The 17743-nt window shown below is 39.9% G+C and carries 15 protein-coding genes; 11 read left to right on the top strand and 4 right to left on the bottom strand.

Going from position 1 to position 17743, the window contains the following annotated elements:
* Positions 1–24 precede the first annotated feature (24 nt).
* The 6 genes from KIH87_RS04760 (at position 25) to KIH87_RS04785 (ending at position 7176) form a co-directional block, all read left to right on the top strand.
* Complete coding sequence (locus tag KIH87_RS04760) at positions 25–1146, top strand: methyltransferase domain-containing protein (RefSeq protein WP_232360393.1); 1122 nt, start codon at positions 25–27, stop codon at positions 1144–1146.
* 68 nt (positions 1147–1214) lie between these two features.
* Positions 1215–1862, top strand: a complete 648-nt coding sequence (locus KIH87_RS04765; protein WP_232360394.1) for a class I SAM-dependent methyltransferase — start codon at positions 1215–1217, stop codon at positions 1860–1862.
* Complete coding sequence (locus KIH87_RS04770) at positions 1852–2874, top strand: GNAT family N-acetyltransferase (RefSeq protein WP_232360395.1); 1023 nt, start codon at positions 1852–1854, stop codon at positions 2872–2874. The genes KIH87_RS04765 and KIH87_RS04770 overlap by 11 nt, the downstream gene beginning before the upstream one ends.
* Positions 2874–4256, top strand: a complete 1383-nt coding sequence (locus tag KIH87_RS04775) for an NAD(P)-binding protein (protein ID WP_232360396.1) — start codon at positions 2874–2876, stop codon at positions 4254–4256. The genes KIH87_RS04770 and KIH87_RS04775 overlap by 1 nt, the downstream gene beginning before the upstream one ends.
* 78 nt (positions 4257–4334) lie before the next feature.
* Positions 4335–5849 (top strand): hypothetical protein, encoded by a 1515-nt coding sequence (locus KIH87_RS04780; protein ID WP_232360397.1) that lies wholly within the window; start codon positions 4335–4337, stop codon positions 5847–5849.
* Entirely contained in the window at positions 5833–7176 is a 1344-nt protein-coding gene (locus KIH87_RS04785; protein WP_232360398.1) for a lipopolysaccharide biosynthesis protein, read from the top strand. The genes KIH87_RS04780 and KIH87_RS04785 overlap by 17 nt, the downstream gene beginning before the upstream one ends.
* Here the strand turns inward: KIH87_RS04785 and KIH87_RS04790 are convergent.
* Positions 7127–9040, bottom strand: a complete 1914-nt coding sequence (locus tag KIH87_RS04790; protein ID WP_232360399.1) for an acyltransferase family protein — start codon at positions 9038–9040, stop codon at positions 7127–7129. The genes KIH87_RS04785 and KIH87_RS04790 overlap by 50 nt on opposite strands.
* Before the next feature lie 273 nt (positions 9041–9313).
* Here KIH87_RS04790 and KIH87_RS04795 point away from each other — a divergent pair, with 273 nt between their 5' ends.
* The 5 genes from KIH87_RS04795 (at position 9314) to galU (ending at position 14718) form a co-directional block, all read left to right on the top strand.
* Entirely contained in the window at positions 9314–10081 is a 768-nt protein-coding gene (locus KIH87_RS04795) for a class I SAM-dependent methyltransferase (RefSeq protein WP_232360400.1), read from the top strand.
* A 36-nt stretch (positions 10082–10117) separates the two neighbouring features.
* The gene (locus KIH87_RS04800; RefSeq protein ID WP_232360401.1) at positions 10118–11287 is read left to right on the top strand and encodes a glycosyltransferase; all 1170 of its coding nucleotides are present in this window, start codon (positions 10118–10120) and stop codon (positions 11285–11287) included.
* Positions 11284–12402, top strand: a complete 1119-nt coding sequence (locus KIH87_RS04805; protein ID WP_232360402.1) for a glycosyltransferase family 4 protein — start codon at positions 11284–11286, stop codon at positions 12400–12402. The genes KIH87_RS04800 and KIH87_RS04805 overlap by 4 nt, the downstream gene beginning before the upstream one ends.
* An 82-nt stretch (positions 12403–12484) precedes the next feature.
* Positions 12485–13831 (top strand): UDP-glucose dehydrogenase family protein, encoded by a 1347-nt coding sequence (locus KIH87_RS04810; protein ID WP_232360403.1) that lies wholly within the window; start codon positions 12485–12487, stop codon positions 13829–13831.
* Positions 13828–14718, top strand: coding sequence for a UTP--glucose-1-phosphate uridylyltransferase GalU (gene galU, locus KIH87_RS04815; RefSeq protein WP_232360404.1), 891 nt, complete (start codon positions 13828–13830; stop codon positions 14716–14718). The genes KIH87_RS04810 and galU overlap by 4 nt, the downstream gene beginning before the upstream one ends.
* 127 nt (positions 14719–14845) lie before the next feature.
* Here the strand turns inward: galU and KIH87_RS04820 are convergent, their stop codons facing one another.
* The 3 genes from KIH87_RS04820 to KIH87_RS04830 form a co-directional block, all read right to left on the bottom strand.
* Positions 14846–15148, bottom strand: coding sequence for a ComEA family DNA-binding protein (locus tag KIH87_RS04820; protein ID WP_232360405.1), 303 nt, complete (start codon positions 15146–15148; stop codon positions 14846–14848).
* Positions 15149–15400: 252 nt separating this feature from the next.
* The gene (locus KIH87_RS04825; RefSeq protein ID WP_232360406.1) at positions 15401–16405 is read right to left on the bottom strand and encodes an isocitrate dehydrogenase; all 1005 of its coding nucleotides are present in this window, start codon (positions 16403–16405) and stop codon (positions 15401–15403) included.
* A 162-nt stretch (positions 16406–16567) separates the two neighbouring features.
* A protein-coding gene (locus tag KIH87_RS04830) for an IS3 family transposase (RefSeq protein ID WP_232360407.1) occupies positions 16568–17730 on the bottom strand; the annotation gives its coding sequence in 2 pieces (ribosomal slippage) (positions 16568–17475 and positions 17475–17730; 1164 coding nt in all).
* Between the last annotated feature and the right edge of the window lie 13 nt (positions 17731–17743).

Here is a 17743-nt window from a genome sequence, read left to right on the forward strand (position 1 = left end):
AAAATTTAATTTGGTGAACAAATCATGTCTCATAAAATACATTTTGAGAGCTTAAACTTTTATTGGAGAGAAAAACAAAGTTGCCAAAATAACGACACCGGCATTCCTGAGTTTCTTCCTTTTAGTTTGGAGTGGAATAGTAAAACTAATCTACTGCAACAATCTCATAATGATTATGTAGATGAATGCCTTCATAAAGTGTACCAGCTGAATGAGAACGTAGGTTATTTGCAAGATGGGCATGATCTGGCAGAACTTTATGGTGGAGATTTTATTCGTTTCTTTACAAAGCATGTCCAGAGTAGTGAAGCTGGTGGGAAGTCTTTGTTAGAAATTGGTTGCGGTGGTTGTTACCTGCTTGAGAAATTTCGAAGTGTTGGGCTCCATGTTGAAGGATGTGATCCTAGCCCAATAGCGGAAGATGCGGCTATCAAGAAATCAATACCATTAACAAAAGAGTTTTATTCTTCAGAGAAAATAAATCAAAAGTTTGACTTTATTGTTCACTATGATGTTTTAGAGCATATATACGAACCAGAGCTTTTTTTAAAATCCCATTTGGATAACTTAAATGAGGATGGAGCGATTGTTTTTGCTGTTCCAAATTGTACAAATTCTATCTTGAAGGGTGATATATCCATGTTCTTACACGAGCATGTGAATTACTTTGATGAGGAGTCTTTGAGGTTGGTTGTACAGCTTGCTGGGTTTGATGTTCTTGATATTTCATCTGGTAGCGGTGTTGGCACTCTGTATTGTTATGCAAAGAAAAGCAGTAAAAAAACAGAAGTTGTTCAGGATTTTGATGATACTAAATTTGAGAAATTCAAAGTCAAATTAGAAGAGAATCTAAGCAAGATCAAAGAGTGGATTGGTGAAGGAACCGGAATTTACATACCTTTAAGAGCATTGCCATATTTATGTGTATTGGGAATTAATGAAGGTGTCCGTTTTTTTGATGACAATAGCGACTGGCACGGCAAATATTTTGATGGCTTTGATATTGCTGTTGAATCATTTGATGAGCTGATGAAATTCCCTCCTAAAAAAGTAGTCATTTTTAGCTATGTCTTTGCTGATAAGATTATGAAAAAAATAAATGATTTTGATGCAAGCATCGAGATTGTCTCTTTATTGGATTTATAATTGAATTAATCTTGAACAAGTGATGTCGTTTTAACTGTAATTTGATTTTTTGTGGTGGATAGAGTTCTGTGGAGCACTCAAAAGTTATAGAAATGTATCGTGATGCATTCCAAAAGCACGGGAATAGCGATAGTTCAGTGTTTTTTCCAAAGGGAAGACAGTTTATACGATATAAGCATATGTTGCCGGATTATAACGGTAAAGATTCTATATTGGACTATGGGTGTGGCTTGGCCAAATTGTTCAAATATATTAGTGAGTTTTATCCCGAGTCAAAGCACCTATATCATGGTGTTGATATCACCGATGAATTCATTAAAAGTAATCTGGACACATTTCCTGGAACGGATTTTCGGTTGATTGGTGATACCGGGGATGTTAAGGATGCACAGTACGATATTATTTTGTCATCAGGCACCTTTAATATCATCTCAGGCGGGAGCAGAGATGAATATGCCGAGTATGTTAAATCTTCCATGCAAACTTTGTTTAACCAGTGCATCAAATACCTGTCTATTGACTTTATGCATGACCAGGTGGATTACATGCAGCCAGATGCGTTTCATATCAATATTAGCGAGATGATGTCTTTCATTGAGCAAAACCTTTCTTCCAGGTTCATTATTAATCGTTCATATATGCCTTATGAGATATCTTTCATCATATTTAAGGATTTGGAGTTGTCAGATAAAGGGGTTTATTTAGGTGGTTGTTGAAATTTCTCAGGTCGAAGACAGCCTGATTAAACATTTTATCGATACCCAAGACAATTGCTTGTTATTTCAATCCTATGATTATTATTGTTTTCTAAAAGATTATTTAGGGGCTTTAGATTTTTCTTTGGTCAGCATCGATGAAGGCGGTAACGTTAATGGGTGCATGTTTATCCTGGGCAAAGAAGGACGCTTCGGAACCGTATTAAACTCCCTTCCATTTTATGGCAGTAATGGTGGCATCATTGCTTCAAATGTAAATGCGAAACAAGAGATTGCCGATTACTACAATAAATTGATTCAAGGAAATAATATTGTTTCATCAACGGTTATTACTTCTCCATTAATTGATGATGTTGAGCTTTATCGGAATCATATTAACTACAATTTTGAAGATTATCGTATCGGACAGTTAACTCCTTTAAATTATGATAGCCCATCCGATATTCTTGATTCATTTCATTCCAAAACAAGGAATATGGTTCGAAAAGCGGAAAAAAGTAACGTAGTGATAGATATTGATAATGATGCGATGGATTTCATTGTTGATGTTCATGAAAAAAACATGAACGAAATATCTGGCAAAGCGAAGTCTCCAGAGTTCTTTGATTCTATACAAAAGCATTATTCCAAGGGAGAAGACTACCAAATATATGTAGCATCCCTTGATGGTCAGTATATCGCTGGATTGTTGATCTTAAATTATAAAAACATTGTTGAATATTTTACTCCTGTTGTTTTGTCAGAATATCGCAATACTCAAGCACTGAGTTTAATCATTTATCAGGTTATGAAGGATAAATACGAGACTCATGATTATCTGAACTGGGGCGGAACGTGGGCAACGCAAGAGGGGGTTCACCGTTTCAAAAAACGCTGGAATAGCGTAGATAAGAACTACTTCTATTTTACTCAACTTAATGATTTATCTTTATTACAAGAAGACTTGGGAGCTCTATGTAATGAGTATGAGTACTTCTATTTATTTCCGTTTAGTGCATCGGAGAATGCATAATGGCAAATGATTTTGTGGTTGTCGGAGCTGGTATATCAGGTATTACATCATCTTTGTATTTAAGTAAAAAATACCCGGATTCAAATGTTACATTGGTAGATAGTGCATCCTCAATGGGGGGGTTATTACGTAGTTTTGATTATGGTCCCTGGGGATTGTTTGACTATGGAATGCACAATATTTCGGCAACAGGTAATAAGCTGGTTGATGATATCCTGATATCGTTACTTAAATCTGAAGAATGGGACGTTTTAGAGGGCAACAACAGGGATCTTGCTGGTATATACATTAGCGATAGGTTACAGACTAATACCCCTTACCCCGACGTTCGCGCGTCACCGCAACGTGATAGTTATGTTTCCCAATCAACCTCTCAAATAGGTCTTCATCAAGCTGAAAATATTCATCGTTCTTCCAGAGAATATTTTTTAGAGCGCTTTGGCGTCCAATATTGTCAAGATGTGTTATTTCCCATTCTTAGAAAGACATACAAAAAAGATGAGAGTGATTTGGCTCCATTAGCAGGTAAATTAATACCGTTAGGGAGAATGTGCGCTCATTCAGAAGAAGAGATGGCGCTTATATATAACGATAATGGACTAAGGCAGTTATTTTCATGTCCAGAACAGAGAAATTTACCTGAATATCTGATACCGGATAGAAAGTGCTATTATCCTGCCAAGAGAGGATGTCAGCGAGTTGTTGATTCAGCAGAAGAAATGCTTCGTGATCAGGGTGTGAATATCATCCTTGGTCAGCCAATAGACTCTATTGATATGAATGGCTCCCAAGTTGCAAGTATTTCTGTTGCAGGAAAGACGATTCAATGCAGTCAGTTAATATCAACGTTAGGAGCAGTTGGCACAGTCAGGTTATTAGATAAACAATATATTCCCCAATTTACTGATAAACCGTTCCATGTCTATGTTGTAAATATAGTGTCTAATAGTAAACCTGCTATTGTTGATGATTTGCATTACTTTTTCTGCTATCAACAGGGGTTGAGCACATATCGAGTTACTTTTTACAATAACTTTTGTTCTGATGTAAAAGACAGTGACTTATTTTATTTCAATATGGAGATGCTTCTTAATGATGAAGAGGCGGCAAATTTGGATATCGATTCAAGGGCTCTTAAGGAGTTAATGGAAATGAACGTTATCCAGAATGAAAAAGATGTCACTTTTATTCAACATGAAAAGCTACCATACGGATTCCCAAGACCCACTGTGGGAAATATGGAAGCATTTGATGCCGCAAGAGATACATTGAATTCAATTAAGGCGGATAACATGGTCGTGGGGGGCGTTTTATCAGAGCCTGATTTGTTCTTTCAAGGGGATGTTTTAAGTTCACTTTTCGACAAGTTGGTGAAGCTATGAATGTTGAATTTTCTCTACTAACCATCATGAAGATAGAAAGTCTTTAGTGCTAAAGATATCGAGTGCGCCAGGTCAATAATGCAAGCTGAATACTTACTTTTCTTTTTTTTTGTATTTTCATTTCTTTTTAGAGCGTTCCCCAGAATTTTATTTAAGAAGGTGAATAATACCGATACATATTTCCATTTGTACTTAATTGATTTTCTAAAGGAAAATGGTTCAAGTGAAATGATCGAAAGAGAACGTTTCGCAAGACCATTTGTTATAGGTTATCCCTGGTTATTACACAGAGTTATTTCTTTCTTCCCTCGTGCTTCGTTTAGTTACATTGAGAGGTTTTTCAATCCTCTTTTCGATAGCATTTTTGCTGTTGTTTTTGTTCTTTTTGGCATTCAGTTAGGAGTAGATATACCTACTCTGGTATTGGGTGGGATTATCTATTTATTTACGCCTCTGACATTTAGTAATTTTGGAACAGGCCCGAGAGTAACAACGTTTACCCCCAGGCTGTTTGGCGAAGTTATTGGAGGCTGTTCATTCTTTTGTCTGTACTTATATTATTTTACTGGGCAAGTGTGGTATTTGGTTGCCGCTGTAGCCCTATCGTCAATCCTTTATATGACAAGTAAATTTTCAGTTCAGGCTTTGGTTTTTATAAATGTTTCATTATCTATCGTAACCTTTCGGTTGGAACCTCTGCTGGTTATCTTTTTGTCATTTCTATTATGTATGGCATACACGAAAGGGTTTTATTTGAAACTTCTACATCAGCACCTTGGACACCTAAAGGTATATCTGCAAGAGGTATTGGCCGGTAGAGTGCCAATTTCAGAGAGAAACAATTTCAAGATACTTTGGGATCATATCCGCAGTGGTAACTGGAAAAAGGCTTTCATTCATCTATTAATTTTTAATAGTTACTTTGCTGTTATTTATAAATCTCCAATACTGGTATTAGCCATTTACGCCATGTGGTTTTCATTTGGAAGTATTGGTGACTATATCTTTATAGCCGCAGGCATTGTCTTTTTACTTACTAGTTTGAAGTGGTTCTTATTTATTGGAGAAGCGGAAAGATATTTAAATTACATTTTGTTTTTTCCAATACTGTCTGTTTTGCTCAGCGACCTTTTTAGTTTATGGGTCTATGGTGTGATTATTGCCTATGGTGCGCTGTATTATTTTGTTGATATATATGTTTTATACACAAAATCCAGTAAGTTTGGTGGTGATCAAAACGATAGATTTATTGACTACCTCAAAGGGATTAAAGAGAAAAAAAATATTGCCACAATACCTTATCATTTAGGGTGCTGGCGAGTTGTCTACGAAACACAGCATAATTGGTGGGGACCAAACGTTTTCCCTGGAAATAAGGAAGAGGAAGAGAAAAATAAGCTGTATTGGGTAAAGTACCCTTTTCTTAATATTGAAACTATTGGTCAGTTTATGAGTGATTATAAACTGGATTGTACTTATTTAGATGTATCGCGATATAAAGAAGAGGTAGGAGAGGTAAACTACCCTGAAGGAACCGTAGTAGAGGATATTGGTGACGGTATAGTGATGATCTCAAATGCCCCCAAGAATTAAAAAGCTTTTAAAGGATTCTTTTATCTATGGGTTTAGCGGCGTTCTATCGCGGTTTGCGACGTTAATTACAGTCCCTGTTTATTCTCGAGTTCTAGGTGTTGATGCTTTCGGCATACTGGATCTCTATATTACGATTGGAGCCGTTTTGTTTGTGTTAGCCGAGGTTCAAATCGGCTCAGGCTTCATGCGGGATTACTACGATTGTAAAAAGTCTAACGAGCATCACCAATTGCTTGGGAGCGTATTAGGTTTTTACACCGCCTCTTATCTATTCTATCTTGTTGTTATCGTTTTTCTGTTGTATCTGTTCTCTGAATCTTTTCCTCAACATGCATGGAATCTGGTTCCTATCATCTTGGCTATTTTTCCTCGGCAACTCATTTACATTGCCGGAATATTGCTGCGTTTAGAAGGGCAAGCAACTCAATTTTTATCTTTGAACTTATCGCATTTTTTTCTGGTGGCTGCATTTGGGGTCGTTTACGTATTCCAATTTGATGGTGAAGTGAAAGGTGTTCTTTTTGCGTCGTTATTGGCGCAATGTGTTGTGTCCGTATTTGCCATTAAATTGATTTTGCGCCATGTGTCTATTTCGTTTAACAAGCGTTATTTAAAGCCTCTACTTCATTATAGTGTCCCTATTGTTCCTGCTGTCCTTGGTGGGTGGGCGTTAGATGCGGTTGGACGAATTATCATTGCGAATGAGCTGACCCCATTAGATTTGGGGATTTACGCTCTGCTGGTCAAAGTAGCAATGATTATGATCTTGGCAATCCAGGCCTTTCGTATGACTTGGGAGCCGATCATGGTGAAGAAAATGTCGGAATCGGGGGGGGAAGAAACGTTTGCCAGGATCCTGCCTCATTATTTTGTTGTTTCTTTTGCATTTATCATTTTGATTCTGGCGTTTTCTCCTTTTGTTATGGCGATATTGGGTGGGGAATTAACTCAGTTTGGTTTGTTTACACTGGGATTGCTTCTTTTGGGGTATGCATGGCAAGGAAGTATCAACATCATTGCCGCTGGGAACGCTTATAAAAGAAAAACCTATCTCAATTCAATAGGTAGTTTGTCTGGGGCGTTTATTTGTGTATTGATTACCGTTGCTTTAGTGAATCAATTGGGAATATTGGCTGCTGGTTTAGGCTTCATGATCGGAATGATGTTGAGCTTTTGTATTACCTTCTATTTTGCGCAGTCTATTCATCATATTAATTATAATTACACTGTGATTATTGGGTATGGCGTCCTTACTGTGTTAGCGGCATTACTCGTAGTTACTGCGGTTCTTTCAAATCCAAAAGCCTACTCAGTTGTTGGCTTATAAATTGGGTTGATGATTGGGTCAGGTGTTGTCTATCACCAAAGTAAGACCAAGTATCATCATGGATTTTACAGCGGCTATTACAAAAAATATCTTTAGGGTTAATCACCTGAATGTTTGGATATTTTTGCATTGAGTTAAAAAACTCTTCTGAACTTATCATATCGTTAGTATTTTCGATCTCAAGGTTCTTCAAATTATTAGAGTATTGGCTTTGATCCAGTCTAATTGACGGTTGAATAGATGCGGTTCCTTGTACAAACGGATGCCATCCAATGAGGATTATGTTTTCTGAAATATGAGAAAAATGGCTGATTGTTTGATCAATAAATGGCTGCCATTTTTGTGGGAGTTTTAGTTCTGGATTGAAGTTAAGCACTCTGTCGTCGTAGGAATTCCATGATTGAGAAATGACGACATACTTATAGTGTTTGTTGAGATGATAAAGTTGCTCTCTTAATCCATTACATGAAATATCGCTAAATTTTTCCTTGAAATCCACACCTTGGAGAAGTACGCATCCCCCCTTTGTTACAGTATCAACATTACTCAGGCTAATTCCCAAAGCATTACTCATAGGCACAACATAGTGCTGTAACACGGAGTCACCGATAAATAAGATGTCGCCGTTACCTTCCGTTTTTACGTTAAACCCCCGATTAAAATTAGTGTGAAATGTTGAGGCGTGAGCTTTTGTTATCTCAATTGCAAAAGGATTTAAATATTGGAATCGCTGTTCAAAGCCGTTTGATTTTGCAATAGCGAGTCCGGAAACTGCAAAAACAGGCAGGAAAAAAGCGAGTTTTAAAGCTGTTCTTCCTTGCTTATTAGGCGTAGGTGTCTTTGACTTTTGCCTGATAGGTTTTTCTATGTATTTGTAGGTAACCCAAGACAGAGGCACACATATGCTGATTACCACAAAGAACATTTGTATTGGAGATAAGGCAAGTTCAAAGAAATGAATAAACGACAACACGGGTTGATGATAAAGGTAGAGTGGATAGGAAATGAGCCCCATCATTACCATTGTACGGTTTGATAGTGTTCTGGATATTATTCCATTGTCAGGGAAAGCGATAAGCAAAGCTGTACCCAGACACGGCCAGAGGGCGTTTATACCTGGGAAGTTTGATGATTCATTTAATGTCATCATTGGGATTAGAATCATGGCAATAGCAGTGACACTTATTAAGTGTTGTAACGGTTTCGTCAGCTTTTCTGAAATAGCATTAATTTGGGGTAAACATAATGAAACCAGCACGCCGAAAAGAAGTTCAAATGCTCTAAATTGAGGAAGAAAATAGCTGCTGGGCTTGCCCGATGTAGTCGCTATTTGTGACAAGATTAGAGACAAAATCAGTAAACAAAGTGGGATCAGGGTCGTTAAACGCGTTAGATATTTTACCAAAAATATCAATATGAATGGCCAAACAATATAAAACTGTTCTTCAACACCCAAAGACCAAAGATGAATGAGTGGCTGGTAAGCTTCATTTTTGACGAAATAATCAATTCCTTGTGCAAATAGAATATTTGCAGCACCAATGGCTGAAAAGAATATTTCTTTGCCAAGGATATCCAGAGCTATATTGTCGTAAAAGATAACTCCAAACATTAGAGCGACGAATAATGTGATATTCAAGGCGGGAAGTAGTCTTAAGGCTCTTCGTTTGTAGAAATTGGAAAATGTGAATGTTCCTTGTTTTATCTCATCGTGAATGAGAGATGTAATTAAGTATCCACTAATAACAAAAAAAACGTCGACTCCGATATACCCACCAGAAAAAAGGCTTAATTCTGAGTGAAACAATATAACGGAAAATACTGCTACTGCACGTAAACCATCAATATCGCTTCTGTAATTCAAAATTGTTATTCCTTTTGGGGCTCGCTGATAATGAGCAAATATGTAATTGGAATCAGTATGCTCAAATAGCAACATCCCGTTATAGTAAAAATTCTCGTTTGTTAGTCGAAGGAAAGAACTTATAATACATCGAGCTAAATTGAGAAGAGTGTAATACTGACATAGTAATCACGAGTTTTGAAGGTGAGCAAAACTGGTCTGATTGCTTTTTGCTCTGTCTGTTGCCCCTCTGAAGTCGAAACTACCCATCACTAGTTAATCGTTGAAATGAGCTTGCGTAATATAATTAAACAATTACTGAATGTTAAACGGTTCCCAATACTCTTGGGAAAGATAAAGACAAGATTAGGGGATGCCATTAATCCCAGAGATAATAAGAAAAATTTAAACTGGCTGGCAGAACAGAAGCAAGATTTCGCCGAGTATGCCAAATCTCTGGACGCTGAGCTTTGGGATGAGTCATTGGCCTATGCCAAACAGCTTGAAGAACATGCTAATGACGTATTGAGCAAGCTCGATGTGACTTTAGGTGGGGGCGGTTTTTATCCGCTTATCTATTTTGTAACCCGTTATATGAAGCCAAATACTATTGTTGAAACGGGGGTTGCGGCTGGGTATTCCTCTCACGCATTTTTATCTGCACTGGAAAAAAATCAAAACGGAGAACTGTTTAGCAGTGATTTTCCTTATTTCCGTTTGGAAAACCCGGAGCGCTATATTGGCATTTTAGTGCCTGAGTCTTTGAAGTCTCGTTGGAACTTGTTTATTGATGGTGATGCCAAGAATCTGCCGGAAATAACAAAGCGGATTGAGCAGGTTGATTTGTTCCATTACGACTCCGATAAACGCTATGCTGGGCGTCAACAAGCGATGGATATGCTAAGACCTAAATTGGCTGCCAATGCCGTTGTGATTATGGATGACATTAATGACAACTCGTTTTTTATGGAGCTGTGCCTGTCTTCTCAACAACCATTCCGTATTTTTGAGTTTGGCGGTAAGTACATTGGGATGTTGGGTGATATCCACTCAGCTAACTGATCTCGAATTGTTGAACACTGAGCCAAAATGAAGGTGATGCATATTATAACTGGCCTTGGCACAGGTGGTGCCGAGGCTATGCTCTATAAGTTGCTGACGAAGTCCTGCAAACCTTCAGAGCAAGTGGTTGTTTCTCTTTCTCAAGGTGGAAAGCATCGAGAGTTGCTGCAAAAGCTGGGTGTTCAGGTGCTTGAGTTGAACCTGAAACAAATTTGGATGTTTCCTGTTCGATTCATTCAAGTGTTGCAGCTTATCCGCAAAAAAAACATTCAGGTTATTAACGCCTGGATGTATCACGCCGCTTTGTTTGCCAGCTTGCTGAAACTGCTTTCCTTTGGGATTTCAATTCGATTGCTATGGAATATTCGCCATAGCCTGCACGATTTAAAGCAAGAAAAAACCTCATTGCGCATCGTCATTCGATTACTGAAATACATGGTGCGATTTTCTGATGGCATAATCTTTAACTCCCGAAAAAGTGCTACGGAACATGGCGTGTATTGGGATATGCAGGACAAAGTACATTTTGTTGCCAATGGTTTTGAATTAGAAAAATGGTTGCCGAAGTCTAAGGTGGATAGTAACCACGCCAATTTATTGCGGGATCTGTGTGGCATCAAGTCTTCTGAAACTCGCTTGATTGGTCATGTAGGGCGAGCCCATCCGATGAAAAATCATCAAGGTTTGATAAAGGCTTTTCTAAGTGTGGCTGATAAGCATCCTGATGTTGATTTGGTACTCATTGGTAAAGGTACTCAAGAGTTGGATATTGGATCTGACGCCGCAGCTAATCGTATCCATTTGCTTGGTGAACGAAACGATGTGCAAGCACTGATGCCTTGTCTGGATTATTTCGTGCTTGGTTCAAATTGGGGCGAAGGTTTTCCTAATGTGTTAGGTGAGGCTATGGCGTGTGAGCTGCCTTCAATGACAACAGATGTTGGGGATAGCGCTTATTTGCTGGATAACCATGAGTGGGTGGTTCCTCCTTATGATGAACTGGCTTTAGCAGCGAAACTGGATGAGTTGTTGTCTTTGGATGATGATGCTCAAGGGCGATTAGGGAAGCTGTATCGTGAGCGTATTGAAACTCATTTTTCTATTGCTTCAATCGCTGATATTTACGACGCGTTGTATGTTGGGGCCGATTTAGCTGCTGGCTCACACGTTAACTCAAAATCCGGGGCAGGAGCCGATACTCAGTGAAAAAACTCGTGTATTTTGTTTCTGAGGATTGGTATTTCTGTTCACATCGATTGGAAGTGGCTAAATGTGCGCTTCATAAAGGCTACGATGTGTATCTGGTTTGTAATGTGGATAAGCATCAGAAGCAAATTGAAGATGCCGGCATTAAAGTTATTCCTATCAATATCGATCGTTCCAGCGTTGGCTTACTCGCTAATTTAAAATTGATGCACAATGTCTGGAAAATATTTCGTTCTATTCAACCCGATGTCGTTCACAATGTGGCGCAAAAGCCGGTGTTGTTGGGCACGATTGCTGCTCGATTATGTGGTGTCCCCAGAATAGTGAATGCATTAGGTGGTTTGGGGTTTGTTTTTATTTCCCAACATGCCAAGGCGAGAATATTGAAACGTATTCTTTCTTCGCTCTACCGCCTGTTGTTTAATTTGTCTGGTGTGACGTTGATTCTACAAAATCGTGATGATTACCAGTTTTTTACCGATACACTGAATATTCGGGAATCACATATTAGCTTGATCCGTGGTGCAGGCATTAACATTGATGATTTTAGTTTTCAGGTGTTACCTGATTCGGATATCACAAAGGTGACACTGGTTGCCAGAATGCTTAAAGATAAAGGTGTTGGCGAATTTTTAGCTGCTGCAAAGCTGTTGAACGACAAACAGTTGAATGTGGAATTTGAATTAGTTGGCGATATTGATCCCAAAAATCCTAATTCTTATGCGCAAGATGAGTTAGTTCAGATCGCGAAAGAATCGGGCGTTAGCTGGCATGGGTCTAGAAGTGATATTTTCAATGTATGGAAATCGTCGCATATCTCTGTATTGCCTTCTTATCGTGAAGGATTACCGAAATCGCTTCTTGAATCAGCATCGGTCGGTCGGGCAATTATAACCACTGATGTTCCAGGGTGCAGAGAAGTGGTCAAAGATGGGTATAATGGTTTTCTTGTGCCTTTATATTCAATTCAAGAACTTGCGGATAGAATGGAACGACTTATTAATGATCGCCAGTTGTGTCAACAAATGGGCGAGAATGGTAGAAAAATGGTAGAAGAGCATTTTTCATCATATAAAGTTAACGAAAAAACGTTAGCGTTATATCAGGTAGAATAACTTTTTACGTAGCGGGCATTTGTCGGTGTAGAAATTTGTCTGCGTAAATAAATAAAACGAATTAACACTAAGGACTGACTCAGTGAAAGTGACAGTATTTGGCATCGGTTATGTGGGCTTGGTTCAAGCTGCGGTATTGGCAGATTTGGGCAATAGCGTGACCTGTGTTGATGTAGATTCAAATAAAATTGAATTATTGAAGCAGGGAGTTATCCCTATTCATGAGCCTGGTCTGGATGGATTGGTAAAGTCTAACTATGCGGCTGGACGATTGAATTTCACAACTTCAGCAGTGCAAGGTGTGACGGATGCCGAGATTATATTTATTGCAGTCGGAACGCCGATGGATGAAGACGGCTCTGCAGATTTGAAATATGTTCTGAAAGTGGCAGAAACTATCGGTGAACACCTGCAACGCTATTGTGTGATTGTGACCAAATCTACGGTTCCTGTTGGAACGGGTGATTTGGTTGAGAATGCGATATCTGAAGTGTTGAGCAAGCGTAGCGTAGAGCTGGATTTTGATGTTGTCTCTAATCCTGAATTTTTGAAGGAAGGCGCGGCAGTTGCGGATTGCTCTAAACCTGATCGTATTATTTTGGGCACTGATAGCGAACAAGCGCTGGAGTTGATGAACATTCTCTATGCGCCGTTTAATCGCAATCATCAGCGCACTATCGTTATGGATCGTCGCAGCGCCGAGCTAACCAAGTATGCTGCAAATTGTATGTTGGCGACCAAAATCAGCTTTATGAATGAAATGTCGAATGTGGCTGAGGAAGTTGGTGCTGATATTGAAATGGTGCGTAATGGCATGGGCTCAGATCCCCGCATTGGCTACCACTTTATTTATCCTGGCTGTGGTTACGGTGGTTCCTGTTTTCCGAAAGATGTTAGCGCGTTGATTAATACTGCTTCTCAATATGGCTATGAAGCGAGAATTTTGAAGTCGGTTGAACAAGTGAATCAGGATCAAAAGAACAAATTGTTGGGAATGATCCATAAATGCTACGGTGAACGTTTGGTTGGAAAACGTTTTGCGTTATGGGGCGCTTCTTTTAAACCCAATACCGATGATATCCGTGAAGCCCCCAGTTTAGTGGTTATCCGTGCATTACTTGATGCGGGCGCGACGGTAGTTATGTATGACCCTGTTGCTAATGAGCCTGTATGTCAGTTCTTTGAGAATGACATTAATCTTAAGCCTGTTAATGATGCCTTTGATGCCTTACAAGATGCTGATGGGCTCATTATTTGTACGGAATGGAAGGTCTTTAAAGCGCCTGACTTTGACAAGGTGAAAAAGCGTTTGGCTGCTCCTGTTATTTTTGATGGTCGTAACTTGTATGATCCGGAATATATGGCCTCGCTAGGTATTGAGTATTACGGTATTGGTCGAGGTAAATCGGTTAAAGGGTATCCATCATGACAACTGTTAAAAAGGCTGTTATTCCTGTTGCTGGGCTCGGTACGAGAATGCTTCCGGCAACCAAGGCAATTCCCAAGGAAATGTTGCCTATCGTCGATAAACCACTGATTCAATACGTGGTGAAGGAGTGTGTTCAAGCGGGTATTAAGGATATTGTGTTGGTGACTCATGCCAGTAAAAACAGCATTGAGAACCACTTTGACACCAGCTTTGAATTGGAAGCGACTCTGGAAAAAAGGGTTAAGCGCCAGCTATTGGATGAAGTTCAGGCTATTTGCCCGTCTGATGTAACCATCATGCATGTGCGTCAAGGACATGCTAAAGGGTTGGGGCATGCTGTTCGTTGCGCCCATCCGTTGGTAGGAGATAGTCCTTTTGCAGTGGTTTTGCCCGACGTCATTATTGATGATGCTTCTTGCAATCCAGTTAAAGATAATCTGGCTAAGATGATTGAACGCTATGAGCAAACTAACGCTAACCAGATTATGGTTGAGCAAGTGGATCGCAATGAAGTAAGCAAATTCGGGATTGTTGATGTTGATGGTGCGGAAATCAACGCTGGAGAGTTTGCCAAAATTACTCAAATGATTGAAAAACCGAGTGTTGAAAGTGCTCCTTCTAATCTTGCAATCGTTGGGCGCTATGTTCTGTCTCCTTCTATCTGGGCATTGCTGGAAAAGACGCCTCCGGGCGCTGGCGATGAGATTCAGCTAACAGATGCCATTTCAGCATTGATGAGTTTTCAGGATGTTGATGCTTACGCTATGGTTGGTAAAAGCCATGATTGCGGCAGTAAACTGGGATACATGAAAGCGAATGTGGAATATGCTTTGCGTCATCCCGATATTGGCGCTGAGTTTAAAGAATTTATTAAGTCTTTGATTTAACTTTCTTTAATTTTTTAAGCATACATCAAAAGATGAAAAAAGGTGCTGAACGGGAGAGGGAAAACCGCGAGCACCTTTACTTGTTTCTTCGTTTTATTCCTTCATGTAGCTTTCGCTACCTGCAAAACTAAACCGTTATTTTACCTTTGAGTTTGCCTAGCATACGATCACCGATACCTTTAACATTGGTTAGGGATTGAATGCTGCTAAACTCACCGTTTAATTCACGATATTCAATGATGGCCTTCGCTTTGGATTTGCCGATCCCGGGTAAGGATGAAAGCTGTGATTCACTGGCTGTATTAATGTTGATTAAAGCCGATTGAACAGCAACTGTTTGCTCCGTCCCCGAGGTTTCTGCAAAAGCGAAGTTAGTAAAGGCGCATTGAAGTAATGCAATAGTGAGAAGGCTTGTGAAGAGTTTCTTCATATTCCATTTCCTTTCCGTTAGTTAATAATTTTCCATAACCAGAGCTTGTTCACTCCGGCCTTTATAACAGCAATAAGGTAAAAATTAGTCAAGTATAGGTAAAAATCTAAAGTTATAGATTTTGGTAACTTAAAGATCGGATAGCAAAGTTGAGCCAGAGAAGAGATAGAGAAAAGCCAAGGGAGATAAAAATGGGAATGAGGGATATGGGAAAAGAGAGGTTGGGGGGAACCAACCTCTCTGAAATCTTATTTATAGACGTTCCAGCAATGCTTGAGTGAAGTCTGTGGTTCCATGAGTACCACCCAAATCACGAGTTGTACGGTCACCAGATTCAATTACATCTCTTAATGCAGCAAGAATCTTCTGAGCTTTATCACCCATGTTCAGGTACTCAAGCATTTGAACCGATGCCAGGATCACTGATGATGGGTTAGCCAGGTTTTTACCTGCGATGTCGGGTGCTGAGCCATGAACAGCTTCAAAGATCGCGCAGTCTTTACCGATATTTGCGCCAGGAGCCATACCCAAGCCACCGATTAAGCCTGCACATAAGTCAGACAGAATGTCTCCGAACAGGTTTGTGGTAACGAGCACATCAAATTGATGTGGATTCATTACCAACTGCATGCACGCGTTGTCAACGATCATCTCTGTTGACTCAATATCAGGATATTCCTGACCGATTTCACGAGCGACTTTCAGGAACAAACCAGAAGTGGATTTCAAAATGTTTGCTTTGTGTATTGCTGTAACCTTCTTGCGGCCTTCACGTCTGGCTAGCTCGTAAGCAAAACGGACAATACGTTCGGCGCCATCACGCGTGATTTTGCTCATGGCTTCGGCTTCACGTCCGTCTTCCGATACAACTTGTCCCAAACCTGAGTACATGCCTTCAGTGTTTTCGCGCACAGTGATGATATTGATGTCTTCGTAGCGCGCTTTAGTGCCTTTGAAGGAAATCACTGGACGAACATTTGCGTATAATTGGAATTGCTTACGCAAGCTGACATTGATTGATGTAAAGCCTTCACCAACCGGGGTCGTTAATGGGCCTTTCAGTGTTACACGGTTTTTGGCGATTAAATCCAGTGTAGCCTGAGGTAATAGTTCACCATGATTTTCCAAAGCAACCAAACCCGCATCAGCGAAATCATATTCAAAGCCACATCCAACTTTGTCTAATACTTGCAGAGCCGAATCTACAATATCTGGCCCAATGCCATCGCCTTTAATTACGGTAATACGTTGTGTCATTGATGTTTCCTTTGAATTTAATGGTGGCTACTAGTCAGTTTAGCCTATTTACTGGTGTTTCGGGGTGCGCTTTATATCATTTCCCGAGCGACTTTTCTATATAGATAAATAGGTGTTTTTGGGCATTTCAACGCAATTTGACGATGAAGCTGGTTGTAGTGGTCAACTATTCCCGGACAGTAAATTAAGTTTTTCTTCAGCTAATGCTGGTGCAATCATCCCATTGTGACTATGTGGTCGCTGATGGTTATAGTAGTCCATCAGGTAGTAGCTAATGTCTCGCTCTGCTTGCAGATATGACTGATAGCCAGTTGATGGTATCCATTCCGTTTTCAAACTTCTAAACACACGTTCCATTGGGCTGTTATCCCAACAATTCCCTCGACGGCTCATGCTTTGTTTCATACGATAGCGCCACAGCCTTTGACGAAATTTAAGTGCACCATATTGACTCCCTTGATCTGAATGAAACAAGACATTCTTCGGCCTACCTCTTTGCTCGTAAGCTCTGTCCAGGGCTTTAATAACCAATGCGGTATCAGGATGTTCAGATAACGCCCAACCAACCACTCTGCGAGCATATAAATCCAGAATGACGGCAAGATATATCCATTTATTGCCAGACCAGATGTAAGTAATATCGCCGCACCACACCTGATCCGGCTCTTCAACATTAAATTCACGAGCCAACAGGTTCGGAATATCCGGCCTCTCAACCAATGCTACTTTATATGAGTGGCTTCCAGGCTGGGTACTGACCAACGCCATATCTTGCATAATACGGCGGACTTTAAACCTGCCGACGACGATGCCATTTCCGTTCAACATGGCGACTAATGTGCGACTCCCGGCAGACTGGCGACTAAGATTGAAAAATTCATGGAGCATTGCTCTTAACACCAACTCATCACGTTTAATTGACTTGTCTCGCTCACGGTAATCGTAATAACTTGAGCGCGGTACGCTAAATGCGTCGCAAAGTACCTCAATGCTTTCATGCTCTCTTAATTGGTCAATCAGCGCGTATTGCTCCATTCGTCTGACATTAAGAGAGCCGTAGCCTTTTTTAATATGGATTTCTCTCTTTCCAGGCGGTTAATTCGTGCTTCAAGCTCCTGGATCTTTCTATGTTCAGCAGACAGAGCCTTGTTTTCTGGAGTAAACCCACCTCGTTCTTTTTTCAATTGCTCAACCCAGCGACGCATCGCCGTTTCACCAACATCCAGAGCTCGGCAAGCTTCTGGAATTGAATAACCCTGATCAAGAACAAGGCTTGCTGCTTCCAATTTAAATTCTTGAGTAAAAGTTCGACGTTGTTTTGACATTAGACACCTTTCT

Origin of the sequence: Paraneptunicella aestuarii, assembly GCF_019900845.1 — a bacterium.
GTDB classification, from domain to species: Bacteria; Pseudomonadota; Gammaproteobacteria; order Enterobacterales; family Alteromonadaceae; genus Paraneptunicella; species Paraneptunicella aestuarii.